General features: G+C 45.2%; 14 protein-coding genes and 3 tRNA genes. 7 read left to right on the forward strand and 10 right to left on the reverse strand.

Annotated elements, in window-relative coordinates; all coding sequences use genetic code 11:
• The first annotated feature begins 92 nt into the window (after window positions 1-92).
• Together NH568_RS08035 and NH568_RS08040 are read left to right on the forward strand one after the other, a co-directional pair.
• Window positions 93-551: a hypothetical protein gene (locus NH568_RS08035; RefSeq protein WP_253046181.1), complete on the forward strand. Its 459-nt coding sequence runs from the start codon at window positions 93-95 to the stop codon at window positions 549-551.
• Window positions 552-1197: 646 nt separating this feature from the next.
• Window positions 1198-3057 carry a S8 family peptidase gene (locus tag NH568_RS08040; protein ID WP_138553329.1) on the forward strand — a complete coding sequence of 620 codons (1860 nt, stop codon included), beginning with the start codon at window positions 1198-1200 and terminating at the stop codon, window positions 3055-3057.
• 65 nt (window positions 3058-3122) lie between these two features.
• Here the strand turns inward: NH568_RS08040 and NH568_RS08045 are convergent, their stop codons facing one another.
• The gene (locus NH568_RS08045) at window positions 3123-4313 is read right to left on the reverse strand and encodes a class I SAM-dependent methyltransferase (protein ID WP_253046182.1); all 1191 of its coding nucleotides are present in this window, start codon (window positions 4311-4313) and stop codon (window positions 3123-3125) included.
• An 83-nt stretch (window positions 4314-4396) separates the two neighbouring features.
• On the opposite strand from NH568_RS08045, the gene NH568_RS08050 reads away from it, so the two are divergent.
• Window positions 4397-5044 (forward strand): HD domain-containing protein, encoded by a 648-nt coding sequence (locus tag NH568_RS08050; protein ID WP_253046183.1) that lies wholly within the window; start codon window positions 4397-4399, stop codon window positions 5042-5044.
• Here the strand turns inward: NH568_RS08050 and NH568_RS08055 are convergent.
• Window positions 5041-6021, reverse strand: coding sequence for an ion channel (locus NH568_RS08055; protein ID WP_253046184.1), 981 nt, complete (start codon window positions 6019-6021; stop codon window positions 5041-5043). The genes NH568_RS08050 and NH568_RS08055 overlap by 4 nt on opposite strands.
• A gap of 72 nt (window positions 6022-6093) precedes the next feature.
• Here NH568_RS08055 and NH568_RS08060 point away from each other — a divergent pair, with 72 nt between their 5' ends.
• Window positions 6094-6771 carry a SprT family zinc-dependent metalloprotease gene (locus NH568_RS08060; RefSeq protein WP_253046185.1) on the forward strand — a complete coding sequence of 226 codons (678 nt, stop codon included), beginning with the start codon at window positions 6094-6096 and terminating at the stop codon, window positions 6769-6771.
• Between the two features lie 194 nt (window positions 6772-6965).
• Here NH568_RS08060 and NH568_RS08065 read toward each other — a convergent pair.
• From NH568_RS08065 to NH568_RS08075, 3 genes are all read right to left on the reverse strand, one after another.
• Window positions 6966-7050, reverse strand: a tRNA-Tyr gene (locus NH568_RS08065).
• Window positions 7051-7073: 23 nt separating this feature from the next.
• Window positions 7074-7158, reverse strand: a tRNA-Tyr gene (locus NH568_RS08070).
• 22 nt (window positions 7159-7180) lie between these two features.
• Window positions 7181-7265: transfer RNA gene (locus tag NH568_RS08075), tRNA-Tyr, on the reverse strand.
• A gap of 112 nt (window positions 7266-7377) precedes the next feature.
• Between NH568_RS08075 and NH568_RS08080 the strand changes: the two genes are divergently transcribed.
• Window positions 7378-7899, forward strand: coding sequence for a VC2046/SO_2500 family protein (locus NH568_RS08080; RefSeq protein ID WP_253046186.1), 522 nt, complete (start codon window positions 7378-7380; stop codon window positions 7897-7899).
• 267 nt (window positions 7900-8166) lie between these two features.
• Here NH568_RS08080 and NH568_RS08085 read toward each other — a convergent pair whose 3' ends face one another.
• The 3 genes from NH568_RS08085 to NH568_RS08095 all read right to left on the reverse strand — a co-directional run bounded on the left by NH568_RS08085 (window position 8167) and on the right by NH568_RS08095 (window position 9647).
• On the reverse strand, window positions 8167-8622 hold the full coding sequence (locus NH568_RS08085) for a YchJ family metal-binding protein (protein WP_253046187.1): 456 nt from the start codon (window positions 8620-8622) through the stop codon (window positions 8167-8169).
• Window positions 8623-8638: 16 nt separating this feature from the next.
• On the reverse strand, window positions 8639-9064 hold the full coding sequence (locus NH568_RS08090) for a SulA-like leucine-rich domain-containing protein (RefSeq protein ID WP_253046188.1): 426 nt from the start codon (window positions 9062-9064) through the stop codon (window positions 8639-8641).
• A 121-nt stretch (window positions 9065-9185) separates the two neighbouring features.
• Window positions 9186-9647: a sel1 repeat family protein gene (locus NH568_RS08095; RefSeq protein WP_253046189.1), complete on the reverse strand. Its 462-nt coding sequence runs from the start codon at window positions 9645-9647 to the stop codon at window positions 9186-9188.
• Window positions 9648-9765: 118 nt separating this feature from the next.
• Between NH568_RS08095 and NH568_RS08100 the strand changes: the two genes are divergently transcribed.
• Window positions 9766-11055, forward strand: coding sequence for an NCS2 family permease (locus NH568_RS08100; RefSeq protein WP_253046496.1), 1290 nt, complete (start codon window positions 9766-9768; stop codon window positions 11053-11055).
• Window positions 11056-11061: 6 nt separating this feature from the next.
• Here the strand turns inward: NH568_RS08100 and NH568_RS08105 are convergent, their stop codons facing one another.
• Window positions 11062-11823 carry a hypothetical protein gene (locus tag NH568_RS08105; protein WP_253046190.1) on the reverse strand — a complete coding sequence of 254 codons (762 nt, stop codon included), beginning with the start codon at window positions 11821-11823 and terminating at the stop codon, window positions 11062-11064.
• A 278-nt stretch (window positions 11824-12101) separates the two neighbouring features.
• Here NH568_RS08105 and cysB point away from each other — a divergent pair, with 278 nt between their 5' ends.
• Window positions 12102-13079 carry an HTH-type transcriptional regulator CysB gene (gene cysB, locus NH568_RS08110; RefSeq protein ID WP_130245836.1) on the forward strand — a complete coding sequence of 326 codons (978 nt, stop codon included), beginning with the start codon at window positions 12102-12104 and terminating at the stop codon, window positions 13077-13079.
• 219 nt (window positions 13080-13298) lie between these two features.
• On the opposite strand, the gene NH568_RS08115 is transcribed toward cysB, so the two are convergent.
• Window positions 13299-14675 carry an L-serine ammonia-lyase gene (locus NH568_RS08115; protein ID WP_138546675.1) on the reverse strand — a complete coding sequence of 459 codons (1377 nt, stop codon included), beginning with the start codon at window positions 14673-14675 and terminating at the stop codon, window positions 13299-13301.
• Window positions 14676-14732: the final 57 nt, after the last annotated feature.

Raw genomic sequence — 14732 nt, forward strand, 5'->3', positions numbered from 1 at the left:
CGTACTTTCTTTCTGGGATCTTTAGTCTGTTTGGAGAGCTTACTAAATTCAGAGGGCAGCAAAATCATTATCACATCGATGGATATTAGATTTTGATATTAGATCATAAATTTAATCAATTTGGTATAAACCTGGAGTCGCTGCTGGAAGGCCACACCGTACGTATGACAAATACACCGAAACAAACCTACTCAGCACTGAAAAACAGGTTTAAACAGATCCCGCATCGCGTGCGGGATGACAACAGAGTTGTTGTTGGAGGTGTGGTAGAGCTGGGAAAACCTGGAGTCGCTGCTGGAAATCCACACTTTACGTGTAGTAAATACGCCGGCTCAAACATACTCCTTGCTTTCATGATGTATAGAGCGATTTGTGACGAAGTGTCATGTATTTCTCCATTCAAACAGATCTACACTGCCGTCATCCCGCACTTGATGCGGGATCCACCAACAGACCACACCGTACGTATGACAAATACGCCGGAACAAACGTACTCAGCACCGAGAGAAAGGTTTAAACAGATCCCGCATCGCGTGCGGGATGACAACTGAGTTGTTGTTGGCGGTGTGGTAGAGCTGGGTAAACCTGGAGTCGCTGCTGGAAATCCACACTTTACGTGTAGTAAATACGCCGGCTCAAACATACTCCTTGCTTTCATGATATATAGAGCGATTTCTGACGAAATATCATGTATTTCTCCATTCATACAAGCCCCCACTACCGTCATCCCACATTTACTTCGAATGAATAGCAAAGACTGTACGCGGTGCCCTTATGTTAGGTCTGACTTCATACTGTCCTCTCACGTAGCGACCAGAAAATGATGGCAGCGCCTACACTGGGGCTATTATTCGTCACACTTACACCTTTGGACAATTGGTCACTCGATCAATACTCATTTTAGGATGTTAAGCAATTACGGAGCGTGAAATGAAATATTTAACCTGCGTACTTAACATGAAAATATGGTGAGCTAAAGTTTCCCAATATAGGGAAGTTCTGTAATGGAAGTAATATTTAAATTATAAAAATCAATAGTGTACCGATTAATTCATGAATATGAAAAATATTAATGTAAATTTAAATTTACATTAATTGTAAAGATAGTTAAATAAATGTTCCATTTTGTGTTTATTTTCTCTGCAATTGAGCTACATTTTGATTGGAAATTAACCAAACAACAAAAAAGGAACAAGTATGCGTAAACTAAACACACTCGCTTTTGCCATTCTGGCAGGCATTTCTGGACAGTCGATGGCTCAGGCTGAGTTACTGACTACAGACCAGAGCAAGGCCATTCCAGGCAAATATATCGTCGTGTTTAAAACGCCAACTGTACTTAATACACAAAGTGCAATGGCTATCTCAGACTATGCTACAACGCAGGCACAGGCATTAAGCAATGCTTACAATGTTAACGTTGCTAAAAGCTTCAATGGTGTGCTTAACGGTGTTGTGGTAAACGCGTCTGCAGGTGATGTAAAAGCAATGCTGAAAGACCCTAACATTGCCTACATTGAACAAGATCAAATAGTCACAGTGACGCCTCAGGCTTCAGGCGATCAGAGCAACGCGATTTGGGGCCTTGACCGTGTAGATCAGCGCGCATTGCCTCTGAATTCAAACTATCACTACGACTTTGATGGTTCAGGCGTTACGGCTTATGTTATTGATACTGGTGTTCGTATCTCGCATAGTGAATTCGGGAACCGTGCAAGCCACGGCTATGACTTTGTCGACAATGATGCAGATTCTTCTGACTGTAACGGTCACGGTACACACGTTGCTGGTACCATCGGCGGTTCACAGTACGGTGTTGCGAAAAATGTTAATGTTGTCGGTGTTCGTGTATTGGGTTGTAATGGCTCCGGTTCATATTCTGGTGTGATTTCAGGAATTGACTGGGTTAAGAACAACGCTTCAGGCCCGTCTGTTGCGAACATGAGCTTAGGTGGTGGCGTGTCTCAGGCTGTTGATGATGCCGTTAATGCTGCCGTTGCTTCTGGTGTTACTTTCGTTGTAGCTGCTGGTAATGATAATAGCGATGCTTGTAACTACTCTCCAGCTCGAGCTGCCGATGCAATAACTGTTGGCTCGACAACCAGCAGCGATGGCCGTTCAAGCTTCTCAAACTATGGCTCTTGTCTTGATATCTATGCGCCAGGTTCCAGCATCAAGTCTGCGTGGTATAATTCTGACAGTTCTACCAACACAATCAGTGGTACCTCAATGGCTGCACCACATGTAGCAGGTGCGGTAGCATTGTATCTTGACCAGGATCCGTCGCTTACTCCAGCGCAGATTGATTCACTGCTTAGTAGCAGAAGTACTAAAGGTGCGGTATCCGATGCCAAAGCAAGTTCACCGAATGAACTGCTTTATACGCTTGAAGGTGATGCGCCGCCTCCACCACCACCGCCAGGCCCAACTGAGCTTGTTTCAGGTGTAGGTGTGTCTGCGTCAGGTGCGTCAGGTTCGGAGACTTTCTATAAGCTTGCTGTTCCAGCTGGTGCAGCGTCGGTTTCGTTCACTCTGGCTGGCGGCTCGGGTGATGCGGATCTGTATGTTCAACAAGGTTCTCAACCGACTCAAAGCAGCTACGCGTGTCGTCCATATAAAAACGGCAACAACGAGTCTTGTGAATTTTCTAACCCAGCTGCAGGTGACTGGTACGTGATGCTACATGGCTATAGCCAGTATTCAGGCGCTACGCTGACAGGTACTTTTGGTGATGCTTCAGGCTGTGGTGCAAACTGCCTTGAAAACGGAGTGCCAGTAACAGGGCTGTCTGGTGGTACCAACACAGATACCCGTTACACCATCGAAGTGCCAGCAAATGTGACGCTGAATGTGAGTATTTCAGGTGGTTCAGGTGATGCTGACCTGTATGTACGCAAAGGGACTCAGCCAACGACAAACAACTATGATTGTCGTCCATATCGCTCTGGTAACAATGAAACTTGTACTCTGAGTTCAGGTACGGATGGTGGTACTTACCACATCATGGTTAGAGGCTACAGCAGCTATTCAGGCCTTACTTTGCAAGGCAGTTTCTAAATATAGTAACTTAGAAATTCGAGAAAGGCCGGTTTATACCGGCCTTTCTACTTTAATGATGACGATTAATACACTTTACAGATCAAGCCTTTTAGGTAAAACCCCTCCGGGTAACAGCCTGCTATAGGGTGGTCTGCTGCCTGATTAAGGCGCTCCATAATTAACAAGTCTTTACCTGCATCTAGAGCTGCATCAGCCACTACTTTTTGGAACAAATTCTGTTCCATAAGGCCTGAGCAAGAGAAGGTTAGCAAAGTACCACCTGGCTTAAGTAATTGCATAGCCAGCATATTAATGTCTTTATAGCCGCGGCAGGCACCATTGAGCTGTGCTTTATTCTCGGCAAATTTAGGCGGATCCATGACAATGGTGTCAAACTGACGGCCTTCCTCACGGTATTGTCTTAGCAACTTGAACACATCCTGCTTAACAAACTGAGCCCGCGACAAATCTAGTTCATTGTGTTCTACATTACGCTTAGCTGTATCCAGAGCAGGCTGAGAGACGTCGACATTGATGACTTCTTCACACTCACCACGGAGCGCATACAGACCAAACGTGCCTGTATAGCAAAAACAGTTAAGCACTGACTTACCTTTTGAGAAGCGCTCGAGTGCCGCACGGCTGTCTCTTTGGTCCAGGTAGAAGCCGGTTTTGTGACCAGATTTAATATCGACTTCAATTTTCAAGCCGTTTTCCATGATCACAACTGGCGCTTCAGGTTCGTCTCCCCACAATACACCGGTGGTTTTCTCAAGCCCTTCCTTTTTCCGTACATCTACATCAGAGCGCTCATAGATATGGCACTCGGGAAACAGAGTTCTGAGAGCTTGTACGATTTCGCCTTTGTGGCGCTCTGCGCCGGCACTTAACAGCTGACAAACCAAATAGTTGTCAAACTTATCAATCGTTATGCCGGGCAAACCATCTGACTCGGCAGCACATAGCCTGAAGCCGGTTAACTGTCCTTCTTCAATGACCTGCTCGCGCGCTGAGAGTGCTCGCGCTAGTCGTCGTTCGAAAAATGACTGATCGATTTGTTCAGACTGATCAAAGCTCCAGATCCGCGCTCGGATCTGAGAGTCTGGACTATATGCGGCTGTGGCCAGGTATTGACCGTCGTGACTATAAATGGTCACTGTATCGCCAAGTGCAGGCTTACCTTTGACTTTTTTAATCGCCTTAGAAAAGATCCAAGGGTGCTTTCTTTTTAAAGATTTTTCACGGCCAGGTTGTAAATACAGCGCGCAAGACATATAAATTCCTTACAGTAGATTATGGTGACATTTTAGTGAAGCCAATAACAACATACAATCAGAACCACGAGGTTAAGGGATAAATGACATTAAATACGATGGAATTTGAGGCTGCATGCAGAGATTTTATGCTAACAACTGAGTTTGCCGATACTGCCCACGATTTATCGCATATCTTGCGGGTAGTTAAAACCGCGAAGCAATTGTGTGCGGCCGAAGATGCTGACCTTGAAGTCGTCTTGCCCGCAGCCTGGCTGCACGACTGTGTAGCAGTGGCAAAAAACCACCCGGATAGGCCAATTGCCTCTAAACTGGCAGCTGACAGGGCTGTCGCTTTTTTATCAACGCTAGACTACCCTAAAGACAAGTTACCCTCAGTACATCATGCAATTGTCGCACACAGTTTTAGTGCCAATGTGACCCCAGATACTTTGGAAGCTAAGGTTGTTCAGGATGCCGATCGTATGGACGCGTTAGGGGCAATAGGGGTGAGTCGGTGTATGAAAGTTGGCGGCGCGATTGCAAGGCATATGTATCATATCGGTGACCCTTTCTGTCAGGAGCGTGAGCCGGATGATAAAAAATATACGTTAGATCATTTTTACATCAAATTGCTAAATATTGCAGAGCAAATGCATACCCAGTCAGCTAAGAGAGAAGCGCAGAGACGCACTGAATTTATGCGCGGGTTTTTGCAAGAGTTGGGAAGAGAAATTGGTATCTCTGATTAGCGGGTCATGCGTTTTACAAATACGACAACGAACAAGGCCAGAGAAAAGCTGCCGGTAAATGCCTCAACCGTCGCGATTAACCGGGTGATGCCGGTCGGCGTTATGTCGCCATAGCCAAGTGTTGTAAAGGTAACCACACTGAAATAAATACAATTTAGCAACGTGCTTAGGTTTTCCGTCCAGGAGGCTTGGCTGGAAAACTGAATAAGCCCGTCATTGTAATTGATCCCGAACAGGAAGTAGCAGATTGCGCAGGCGATGATCATACCCAAACTGAAACGGATCACATTTTCGGGCTTTTCGCCGTAGCCGCACAACATATCGACAAAAGAGGATACCAAGCGGCGTTTGGAGAATTTGGGGTATTGCGCGTGTCGCATGCGTAGCTCGCTGTAGGTATATTTCCCGGCCATCTCAAATAGACCTTGCTGCTCGGCGCCTTTTCTTAGTAATCGATAGATTTCTTCAGACTGCAAAAATAAGTCGTTTGCTTCTTCCAGATCTTGCTGCTTAAGAGCTTCATTGGCTTGCTTTTCCTGCAAAAGCTTGTCACCGAGATAGAGGTTGTCGATGCGCGTCTTATCGAGCTTCATGCCTAACAGGTTTGTATCTCCAAGCTTGCAGCAGTGCAGATTGGCGTCACGCAAGTCTGCCTTCATTAAAGAAGCATTTTTAATTGTACTATTGAATAAATGAGCACCTTGCAAGTTAGCACGATAAAAGTTGCTGTATGACAAGTCATAGCCTTCGTGATTGTCAAACTTGACCAGGTTGAGGCCTTCGAGGTTTGCACGTTTTAACTCCAGACCTTGCAAGAGACCACCTCTTTTGGCATATCTCTCCAGCTTTTGTGTCAATTCCAGACCGCTCTTGTCAAATTTGCTATCATGCCAAAAGCAATAGCCTGACCCCATATCTATTTCTTGGCATTTATGGCCATCGGGTGATTCATATTGGCAAAGAGGTTTGTTGTTCATAGTGCGCCAGATCTATCCTTCTTATAAGTAAGGGTAGCAGTATTTTTTCAGGGTAAATAAAAAATTGAATCTATGTCATTCGATTATCAATTAAGCATCAGTAAGCGCAGACAGAGTGTTGCCATTAAAGTAACAGCAGATGGCGTGAAAGTATTCGCGCCCTACGGAATCGACAAGCGTTGGCTGGATACGTGGCTAAAAAGCAAATCACACTGGGTCGAAAGTAAAAAATTGGCGATGTCTGCTCAGCAGCAACAGATTCAGATACCTTTTGACAGTAAGAAAATTCAGATATTTGGCGAGCAGTATCAGTTTGAGTTGTCACCAAGTTGCTCTTACATTGATCATGATGCGAAATGCATTGGTCTAAAAACGCGCGCCAACCCCGACTCTGAAGGGGCGAGAAAAGCGCTGTTTGGGTATTTAAACCAGGTGTTACTTAGTTATGTGACGCCGGTACTGGCAGAGTATTCCGACCTGATGAGAAGTGAGTATCAAGAACTTAAAATCAGGGAATATAAACGTCGTTGGGGCAGCTTGTCATCAAGTGGCACTCTGGCACTCAATAGCTTGCTGGTAGGTGCACCTAAGTGGGTAATTGATTATGTTATTGTGCACGAGTTGGCACATTTCCATGTCATGGCACACAACCAAGCCTTTTGGAAAATCGTGGCGCGTCATTACCCTGATTATAAGAAGGCACAATCTTATTTAAGTCAAAACGCAGTGGTGTTGCAGATTAAAGAGTAGGGGCGTACGGGTTCGGTTGAAATCAATGAATCGAATTTTTCTGCCAATAGTTGTCATTCAGAAGCTTCAGCAAAAACGTATAGGTTTCCAAAGGACAGAAGTGCTATCGTCGGGGAATGAGTATTTAAATATGAATGTCTTTTTGATATGGATGAGCAACCAGAAGTTATTTTTTAATTGGCTTCAGAGGAAAGTGGTGGAGGGGGCTGGATTCGAACCAGCGAAGGCAGTGCCGTCAGATTTACAGTCTGATCCCTTTGGCCGCTCGGGAACCCCTCCTAAGAGAAAAACAAATTGTAAGGTGGTGGAGGGGGCTGGATTCGAACCAGCGAAGGCAGTGCCGTCAGATTTACAGTCTGATCCCTTTGGCCGCTCGGGAACCCCTCCTAAGAGAATACAAATTGTTATGTGGTGGAGGGGGCTGGATTCGAACCAGCGAAGGCAGTGCCGTCAGATTTACAGTCTGATCCCTTTGGCCGCTCGGGAACCCCTCCTCAACATGGGCGCTGATAATATCAAAGTTTTTAGTGAAGTAAAGAAATGTTCTAAAGAAAATTGAAAAAATGCCGATAAATTTTCATATTCCATAAATTGTGGCGATTTTACATGCAGATAGATGGCATTTTGTGCAAAGAGGCCCAGCTTGGTAGTGCGCTTAATCACAGTGTTCATGAAGCCCGGCGCGGTGACTTTGCATTGCTTTTATCTTTGTTGTCTCAGGATGCGTTAGATTTTAGCCAGTTTGACCTGCCCCATACTTCACCCGAGCAGCCGGATAAATCTGAAGCAGCGCTAAAATTGGCATTGCAGTTGGGCCCTCAAAAACCACTTGCACCCGAGCACTTTAATATGCTCATCGGCCAGGATAATGGTTTTTTGGTTCAGGAGGGGGATCTAGCCAGTCTTCGTCTCAAAGAATGTCTACAGCCAGAGCCCTATGCCGTGCGTAATGATAAAAAGCACATTCCTTTGCATATTGTTGATAATCTTGAGCCAGCAGTAAGACAGAGGCTAGAAAAAACGAGAAACCCTCACATGATTGTTGATAATAAAGACATCGATGCAGCAGGGTTTTATGATCAGATAGCCGGCGGAGAAATGCAATCTATGTTGCAGGTTGCTGTTTAAAGAAGCACACCGACGGCATGGGAATACAAAAAAAAAGCGCTTTGGATAGGGCTATATGCTTATATGCACCAAATGCAAATCTAAATGAGGAGAATATTTAGCTTTTGCTGAGTATCATTCTACGGGCACTCATCCTGCTTTACAGAACGCTGCTTTGGCACCTTTAAAAACGTAGAAACAAAAAATTAAGAGCAATATTCAAGCGAGAGAACATTACACTTTATGGATTATTGCGCATTCAATAACCCAAAAGTTTAGCCAGCCAACCTAGCCGTGGCACTTTTTGAACTTCTTCCCACTTTGGCAGGGACAAGGATCATTCCTGCTAATTTTTCTCTCAGGGCAGGCAAACAGGTCGCCATCTAGATAACGCCACAGCCCTGCTTCTTTTAAAAAGCGAGACCGTTCATGCATTGTGACGCACACGCCGCCATCAAGGTACATCGCTTTAAACTCCACAAAGTGATAATCAGTAGACTCACTGCACTGGATAATCTCTAACCCGATAAAGGTGACCTGCTCGGCAAATGTTCGGATACTGGCTTCACTGTTTTCTGCACGCATGCTTTGTGCGTACGTATTATGTATGTAACCTGTGTCTTTAAGACAATACGCACTATACCGTGAGCGCATCAGTTGTTGGGCGCTTTCAGGTTGCTTACGTCCTTCAATAAAAGGCAGACAGCACACTTGTGCTTCAGTTTCAGAACCGCAATAACACATATATTCTCATTTGGACTTAATGCGCAACGACGGATGTTCCATGGCCAGTAGAGCGAGTGAAGCAAAACAATTCAGTATCACTGTCTATCAGCTTAAACCGGGCAAGCTGCTGCTCAGATACTATGTCTGTCCAGGTAACCACCGCTGCAAAGTTGCCTTTGCATAAAGCGCTGTTAATAACATACTCCAAGTTTATCAAATGTCTCTGTCGCAGCACCAGTAACTTGCTGCTGTCAATTGAGCCGTTATCCAGCAGTGCTTTGCTTGGGATGTTGTCTGGTGCAATGAGCAGTGTCCATTTATGTAACGAGTTACATCGATACAGAATCTTTAATAGTTCCAAACTGCTGACTATGTCATCTTCCGCATACACTAGCTGATAACGTTTATCGGCTGTATTGGTTTGAGATGAAGAAATATTTTGCACTTGAGTATGTAACATGAGCAGACCACTGATTTTCTATACAGTGTTTATACAGTATTTCATACAGTGCTATTTGGCAAGTAAAATATCGCGTATTTTTTGTTCTTTTCTATTAGAGCTTTGATTGTGTTAACTTTTATTATGAGTTCGTGTCCTGATTAAAATGCATCATCTGGTGGATTTGCTCATACAGTGTTGCAGCATAACATTGAGCATCGATAAACCGTTTCGCAGTCAGATGTGTACGTACTTGCTCCAGTGTACCAGCTGCTGCCTGATTGCCCTGACTTTGCGCGAGTGACAGCCAGGCAATACCATGAAAAACACTTTTAGGCACACCCTGGCCTTTAATGAACAGCATACCCAGATAAAACTGTGCTTTATTGTCGCCTGACATGGCAGCCAGGCGTAGCCATTTTGCGGCGAGCGGATATTGTTTATTTTTCAGATAATAAAGCCCTTTTTTATAGGTAGCTTTGCTATCCGTGTCTGAGGGCCAGCGGTTTTCAGAGTCTGGTGTTGCGGTCACAAACTCCAATACATTGAGGAGTTGTTGTTCCAAGTCATTGCCGTTTGCAACTGCTAATTGGTTCTTTTTCATACTGATTTCACTTAATACGACCTAGATCAGAGTGTAGTTGATTTTTAACTATTTTGTCCGATTACACCAGAGATTTATGATAAAATCCGGCTTTCGTTTCTATATAAAATACAAAGACATGCTGGAAAAATTATTTTCGCTCCGTGCACAGCAGAGCACAGTCAAAACCGAGTTTATTGCCGGTCTGACGACATTTGTCACTATGGTTTACATCGTGTTTGTTAACCCGGCCATGTTGGCTGAAGCGGGCATCGATCATGGCGCAGCGTTTGTCGCCACCTGTTTAGCGGCAGCCATTGGCTGCTTTATTATGGGCCTGTGGGCCAATTATCCTCTGGCCCTGGCACCAGGGATGGGACTAAATGCCTTTTTTACTTACGGCGTTGTATTAGGTATGGGCCACACCTGGCAAAGCGCATTAGGCGCGGTATTTTTATCAGGCTGCCTGTTTTTACTCCTGAGTGTTTTTAAAGTCAGGGAATGGGTTATCCAGGCAATTCCTCTGGTATTAAAACAAGCTATTGCGACGGGCATTGGTGCTTTTCTGGCACTGATTGCGCTGAAAAATGCGCAGATCATTGTCGCCAGCCCAGCTACCTTTGTTCAATTGGGTGACATCACCAGCCCGGGTCCTCTGTTGGCCATTCTGAGCTTTTTTGTGATTGCAGCTCTGATGTACCGTGATATGAAAAGTGGTGTGTTACTGAGTATTTTATTGGTAACGGTTTTGGCTTGGGCTCTTGGCTTGGTTGAATACTCAGGTATTGTGTCGGCACCGCCAAGCATTGCACCCACTTTGGCGCAACTGGATATTGCCAGCGCACTGGAAATTTCAATGCTGAGTGTCGTGTTTGCATTTTTGTTTGTTGATTTGTTCGATACCAGCGGTACTTTAGTTGCGGTTACGCAAAAAGCGGGGATTGCTGATCAGGAGGGGCGGATGCCGCGTCTGGGCAGAGCACTGTCTGCGGATAGTTCGGCGACCATTGCCGGCTCCTTCCTTGGCACGTCTACCACTACCTCTTATATCGAATCTGTGTCGGGTGTATCCGTGGGTGGCCGAACAGGTTTAACTGCCGTGGTCGTTGGATTGTGTTTCCTGCTTATGATGTTCTTCGCGCCATTGGCCCAGATGGTACCAGCTTATGCTACAGCAGGAGCCATATTGTACGTAGCTGTTTTGATGTTACAAAATCTGAAGCTAGTTAACTGGGATGATATGAGCGATGCGATACCGGTGAGCGTTGTACTGTTAATGACGCCGTTGACTTTTTCCATTGCTCACGGCATCGCACTTGGCTTTATTTCTTACACAGCGGTTAAACTGGCCTGTAATAAGCGAGAGGAAATTTCTATCAGTGTCTGGGTATTAACCCTGCTGTTTATTGTGAAGTTTGCGATCAGCTGACGCTGATCACCACTTTTTCTTGGGGGCGAAAAGGACGTCGAGATCGTCCTTTTCTTTCTCGGCTTTCTTTTTCACCGCAGAGGCGTTAGAGGCTTTGAGCTCTGTGCTGATCTCACTCAAGTATCCTTCTAACAATGTTTTCTTTTCATTAATGTATTCATCTGAATAAGAAACACCGCAAATAATCGCATAGGCTTTTTCAAAGTATTGTCGAGCTGAGCCTACCATGTTGGCGCTTTTAGCAGACAGCCCCCGCTTGATTTGGCTTTCAACGTTGATCCTAAGCTGCAACCGCTCCATTTTACGGTCTTCTTGCACGAATACCTGCGTGTCTACCTTGCCTTTACTATGCTCTGAGCGCAGCAGGTGGCGTAATTTTTTAATTCCCTGAACCAGTGCAATGAGTTGTTTGTCGTTATCGGGCAGGGCTACTTTATCAGATTCGTTGGCATTTTGGGGCTCATTATTCATACGCTCCTGTGACTCATGCATACGGCTTTTCAGTTCGCGAGAGGTAGGAGACAATTCAACCATAGCAACGAGCGCATCATGCACTCGACGTTGAATGATACGGATCATTGCGCCCGACATAGGAATATTGCTGCTGTTGAGGATCACGTCTTCGGCTTCTTCTATGATCCGCTTTTGTTTGGCCAGCTCTTTACGGCGCTCCGCTTCTTGTTTTTCTCTGTGTTGTTGAATAGCACTAACCCACACAGCAATTACAATGAGTGCTACAATCAACAAAATTATTACGGTAACAAACATACCCGGATCTCTTCGTAAATCATACAGCTGATAGTTTTTTTATATTACATCAAATAATTGCGGATTGAACAGTGTTAATAACAAGAGACTTGAAAATCCAGCAAATTCCATCATTTTTTAGTATAGCTTAATGACCGGAAGCTGGCTCTAATAGGCTGGGGAAAGTATTGTCCTATCGGATAGACTATAATTATGCTAGGCTGAGTCATTATTTGCCTGTATCTAATGATAGCTGGCCTAGTCGTACACCAGATAACAATTAAAACAAACGCTTAGTTATGAAATTACAACAACTGAAATATATAGTTGAAGTTCTGAATCACAACCTCAATGTGTCAGCAACCGCAGAAAGCTTGTATACCTCCCAGCCGGGAATTTCCAAGCAAGTGCGTATGCTGGAAGACGAGCTTGGTGTACAGATCTTTGGCCGTAGTGGTAAACATCTTACGCATGTTACCAGTGCTGGCAATGAAATAATCAATATTGCTCGAGAGATACTGTCAAAGGTTGAGGGCATTAAGGCCGTTGCTAATGAACATACGCTGCCCGACCAGGGTAAGCTAAATATTGCAACCACACATACGCAGGCGCGTTATGCACTGCCAAATGTGATCCAGGGGTTTATGCAAAAGTATCCGGCAGTCTCTTTGCATATGCATCAGGGGACGCCGCAACAGATCTCAGATGCTGCTGCCAGGGGCGATGCTGACTTTGCCATCGCAACCGAAGCACTACATTTGTATGGTGATCTGATTATGCTGCCTTGCTATCACTGGAATCGTAGCATTGTCGTCACGAAAGACCATCCTTTGGCTAAAAAGGGCAGCAATATCACGGTGCAGGATGTGGCAAAGTATCCTTTGATCACCTACGTATTTGGTTTTACCGGGCGCTCAGAGCTGGACAAAGCCTTTAATGCACATGGCTTATCACCGCATATAGTTTTCACAGCCACCGATGCGGATGTGATTAAAACCTATGTTCGATTAGGCCTTGGTGTTGGTGTGCTTGCAACCATGGCGGTCGATGAAGTGACAGACAAAGATCTGGTATGTATTGATGCCAGCCATTTGTTTGAGGCAAGTACGACAAAGATAGGCTTCAGAAAGGGCAGTTTCTTGCGCGGCTACATGTATGACTTTATCGAACGATTTGCGCCTCATCTGACGAAAGACCTGGTCGAGCGGGCCAGCCTGATGCGCAATCAGGAAGATGTCGATGCGTTATTTGAAAACACAGAGCTACCAGTCAAGTAAGAGGTACCAACTTCACTTAATACCTGTTCAATTTGAAAGAGCAAATATGACGCTAACTGTGTGAAAAATTCTCATTTAGAACAACTAAATAGCAAAATTTTTGCCTGGTTATCGACGATATTTTCTCGCCTCAGAATAGAACACTTAATTAAGCAAATTGGTACGAATAGACAATAAAAAAGCCGCAATCGCGGCTTTTTTACGTACAGACCTTACTGGTTAACACTCGATAATATTAACCGCCAGACCACCACGTGCTGTTTCTTTATATTTTGTTTTCATATCATTACCCGTATCGAGCATGGTTTTGATCACTTTATCTAAAGACACTTTCTGCTCACCACTGCCACGCATAGCAAGGCGCGAAGCGTTGATGGCTTTTACTGCACCCATGGCATTTCGTTCAATACAAGGCACCTGAACTAACCCGCCAACCGGGTCACAAGTCAGGCCCAGGTTATGCTCCATGCCAATTTCCGCGGCATTCTCTACATGTACGACATTGCCACCCATGATTTCTGTCAGGGCTCCAGCTGCCATAGAGCACGCTACCCCCACTTCTCCCTGACAGCCTACTTCGGCACCAGAGATCGAAGCATTTTTCTTGTACAGAATGCCAATTGCCGCAGCTGTTAGCAGGTAGCGTGTGGCAATTTCTGCGTCCACTTCTTTGATGAATGTGTGGTAATACATGAGCACCGCAGGCAAAATCCCGGCTGCGCCATTAGTCGGTGCTGTGACAACCCGACCGCCCGCTGCATTTTCTTCATTCACGGCCAGTGCGAACAGGTCAACCCAGTCCATAGCACGTAGCGGATCATTACTGTTTTCCACATTCAGTTTTAAGTACAAGCTTGGAGCGCGACGTTTTACCTTTAATCCTCCAGGTAATATGCCCTCAGTACGCATGCCGCGTTCAATACAGGCTTTCATTACTTCCCAGATATGGAACAGTTCAGCTTTAATTTCCTGTTCGCTGCGCAGCGTTTTTTCATTGTGCATCATTAGAGAAGACACACTCAGGCCCGTCTCTTTACACATTTCCAGCAGCTGCTGGGCATTTTCAAAAGGATAGGGGGCCGGGTTCTGTTCACGTACATCCAACGCGGCTTGCTTTTCGTTGTCAAACTGTTCTTCGGTTACAATAAATCCACCACCGATTGAGTAGTAAACTTGGCTATGTACTAGCTCAGAACCAGAGAAAGCTTGCAGCTCCATCGCATTAGAGTGTTTTGGCAGGGTTTTACGACGATGGAAGACAATCGCCCCTTGTTTAGGGAAAGCGGCTTTGTGAGTCTTGTCCAGATAAATCACTTGCTCGCGCTCAATGGTATCCAGAATTTCTGGCACTTTGTCCGCATCTACTGATTCTGGATCGTATCCAGCTAAGCCCAGGATCACTGCTTTACCTGAGCCGTGGCCTATGCCAGTTTGGCCCAGCGAGCCAAATAGCTCTACTTTTACTGATGTGATCTGATCAATTATGTTGTTGTCCTGCAGGTCTTTCACAAACAGGCGCGAAGCGCGCATAGGTCCGACAGTATGGGAAGATGACGGCCCAATACCAATACTGAACATATCAAATGCACTAATCATAAATTCTACTCAACATTGCCTCTGAACGGGCGCACATCATAACGTTAATTATTGCAT

It is taken from the genome of Pseudoalteromonas sp. XMcav2-N (assembly GCF_024124545.1).
In the GTDB taxonomy this organism is placed as follows: Bacteria; Pseudomonadota; Gammaproteobacteria; order Enterobacterales; family Alteromonadaceae; genus Pseudoalteromonas.